The 2,719-nt window shown below is 32.5% G+C and carries 2 protein-coding genes and 2 pseudogenes; all 4 read left to right on the top strand.

Going from position 1 to position 2,719, the window contains the following annotated elements; all coding sequences use genetic code 11:
- Window positions 1–153 precede the first annotated feature (153 nt).
- Window positions 154–780: pseudogene (locus V7014_RS27225) on the top strand (protoglobin domain-containing protein); the annotation flags it as partial.
- A gap of 318 nt (window positions 781–1,098) precedes the next feature.
- Window positions 1,099–1,563: pseudogene (locus V7014_RS27220) on the top strand (methyl-accepting chemotaxis protein); the annotation flags it as partial.
- 151 nt (window positions 1,564–1,714) lie between these two features.
- Window positions 1,715–2,029 carry a hypothetical protein gene (locus V7014_RS08910; RefSeq protein WP_335506257.1) on the top strand — a complete coding sequence of 105 codons (315 nt, stop codon included), beginning with the start codon at window positions 1,715–1,717 and terminating at the stop codon, window positions 2,027–2,029.
- Between the two features lie 266 nt (window positions 2,030–2,295).
- Entirely contained in the window at window positions 2,296–2,601 is a 306-nt protein-coding gene (locus V7014_RS08905) for an STAS domain-containing protein (RefSeq protein ID WP_335506255.1), read from the top strand.
- Window positions 2,602–2,719 lie beyond the last annotated feature (118 nt).

Here is a 2,719-nt window from a genome sequence, read left to right as displayed (position 1 = left end):
CCTTATGGGACACCCTCTTCTTTATAGTGAAAAATAAGTAAAAATTACTATTAATTTCATAAAAATGTCAGAAAAAGGACGTAAATATAGACTTTTTTCATATATACTGAAAGGAAAGAGTCCGTTTTTTATAGGTTTAAAGACATTATATGAATGTTCAGGAGCCTTTTTAATGCGTTGGGGGGATATGGGATGAGTAGATGTCCATTTAGAAGTCTGTTTCAAAATCAAAAGGGGGCTGTCAATCTTCGTAAGACTTCTATACAAGGTACAAATGTATTAAAGGAAAATGTTGAAAATCAACATGAAATTGGGAATCATTTTAGGCAATTATCAGAAGGTAAGCAAAAGTTATTAATTAAGTTTGTAAATCTAACTGAAGAAGATATACAGACTCTGGCCCAAATTAAGCCCATTTTTGAACGAAATGTTCATCAAATTGTGGAAAGTTTTTATAGTCAGCTGATGGAAATACCTAAGTTAACAGAAATAATAACAGAACACTCAACAGTTCAAAGACTAAAGGAGACGCTTTCACAATATTTATTAGAAATGATATCTGGTGAGGTTGGAGAAGAGTACGTTGTTCGGAGAAAGATTATTGGAAATGTGCATAACCGTATTGGGTTATTCCCTGAATGGTATATTGGTGCGTTTACAATTATTCAAAATGAGGTATTGATTGTTTTAGCAAAAGAATTAGGAAACTGGGAAGATGTCAAGAAAACGTATACATCATTTCGGAAACTATGCGCATTTGATATGCAGATTGCCATCTCAACATATATTGATTCTTTTACTTCTTCAATGATGAAGTTCAACGAGATTGAAGAACTACAATTTAAGCTAAATGATTCTGCATCTGCGCTAGCTGCAACATCTGAAGAAACTACAGCATCTATTGCAGATAAAGAAACGCAAGTTTTGCATATGTTAGAGGAAATTGGATCAATCAAAGATAATTCGCGAGTGATGATTGAACGTGTAGAAACAGGGAAGGAAAATGTTGCAACATCACTGACAAAAATGGATGAAGTTGTTGATTTAATTCATTCCACGAAAGGGCTTACGAAAGAGTTGAGTGATAGTTCTACTCAAATAGGTCAAGTAGTAAAAACGATTAGAGGAATTTCAAATCAAACCAATATTTTATCATTAAATGCAGCTATAGAGGCTGCCAGAGCAGGGGAACATGGAAGAGGGTTCTCGATTGTTGCTCAGGAAGTCAGGAAACTCGCGCATCAGACAGAGAATGCGCTTGACCACATTCAGAGTCAAATAACGGCTGTTCAGTATACAATAGATCAATTTGAGAAAACCTTTCAAACCATTGTAGATGAAACAAGTCAATTTAGAGATATAAACCATAATATCATTGAAATTCTGGATAATTCAGTAGATAGTGTAAAAACAAGTGATGAACGAATTAGTAACTTTAGTAATGCAGTGCATGATTTTAAGAAAACTTTTGAAGAGATTACTAAAGCTTCCTATGGGATTTCTGAAATGGCAGAACAGTTGAGCTTCTTTAATAATGAATTGACGGATAAGTTTAAGTCGTAAATTCCTATCAAGTATTGTTCTTGATTTTCGGAAAGAGTAATATTTATCAGCATTTTAGAATTCTTATCGTTCACTATTATTTGATCTAGAAGTATACTATGCGGTCTAAAAAGCTAGAAACAAAATATATAATAGTAAACTGAGGTGTACTATGAATCAAATGTTGAAGTATGAGGGTCAGGAATTTATTAGTGAAAATGATATGGCTGAAGTTCTATTGAACCAAGCAAATGAAAGAGTAGTACGAATTGATATGGGTGAATATCCTAATACGCAAGAGGAAAGAAATTATATCAAATTTCGATTGATGCATCTCCAAAGAACGCTATCGAAAAACGTTTTTGTAGAAGTACGCCCTGTTTTCAATTCTATTTGGAGTCAATTATATCGTTTGGAACATCAATGTCAGTTTAAACATCCATTCTTAGAGAAAATAAAAGGATATATAAGAGAATGTCAAAAATAATAATTGTGTTACCAATGATCTGAAACAGTTATATATTATTGGTATTACGTGTATTATCAATTGTTTTCTTTATTTGCTTGAAAATATTATTCGAATGATTTTGCCTGTAAAAGAATCGCATTATACTCAAATTAAAACCTGATTGAAGCTTTTACCGACTTTAATCAAAGGCTCTATTATAAATTCGTACGAATGATTTTGCTGAAGTTGGATGCAATTTATAAAGTTATAAAATCTATCAATCATTTGAAGGGAGCCAAGCACGTATGCTTCAAGTAACGTTGAAAGATTCAACTTTGTTGATTACAGTAGAAAGTGATTTGCATCTTGGACATTTACCTGAATTTGAATGCGATTTACAGGATTTTACGTTACCATTAAATGTAGTGAAAATATGCTTGGATTTATCAAAAGTTCGATTTATAGATAGTACAGGTGTCATGAGTTTAGTGAACTGGCTTCACCCTTTATCACAGAAGTATGCAATAGAATTAGTCGGTTTAAACGAACGCGTAGCATCCATTTTAAAGATATGTGAGATCGAACAATTTTCATCAATTCGTATAAAATAATAGTATGACGTAAGCTTGGAATGATAAGTTCTAGGCTTTTTTTATTGTTTAGGATTTTATAAAATGCTTTGATGTTGATCACTTTTAAATAGAGTGAAACTACGTCCAGCTCCGAGTA

The organism is Bacillus sp. JJ722 (genome assembly GCF_036963345.1).
Classification (GTDB): Bacteria; Bacillota; Bacilli; order Bacillales; family DSM-1321; genus Bacillus_AD.
The sequence above is the reverse complement of the archived record's forward strand: the minus strand, read 5'-3'. Positions and strand labels throughout refer to the sequence as shown.

Coding starts and splice junctions, on each gene's coding strand:
- V7014_RS08910 (WP_335506257.1), top strand. CDS start 1,715: ATGAATCAAATGTTGAAGTATGAGGGTCAGGAATTTATTAGTGAAAAT.
- V7014_RS08905 (WP_335506255.1), top strand. CDS start 2,296: ATGCTTCAAGTAACGTTGAAAGATTCAACTTTGTTGATTACAGTAGAA.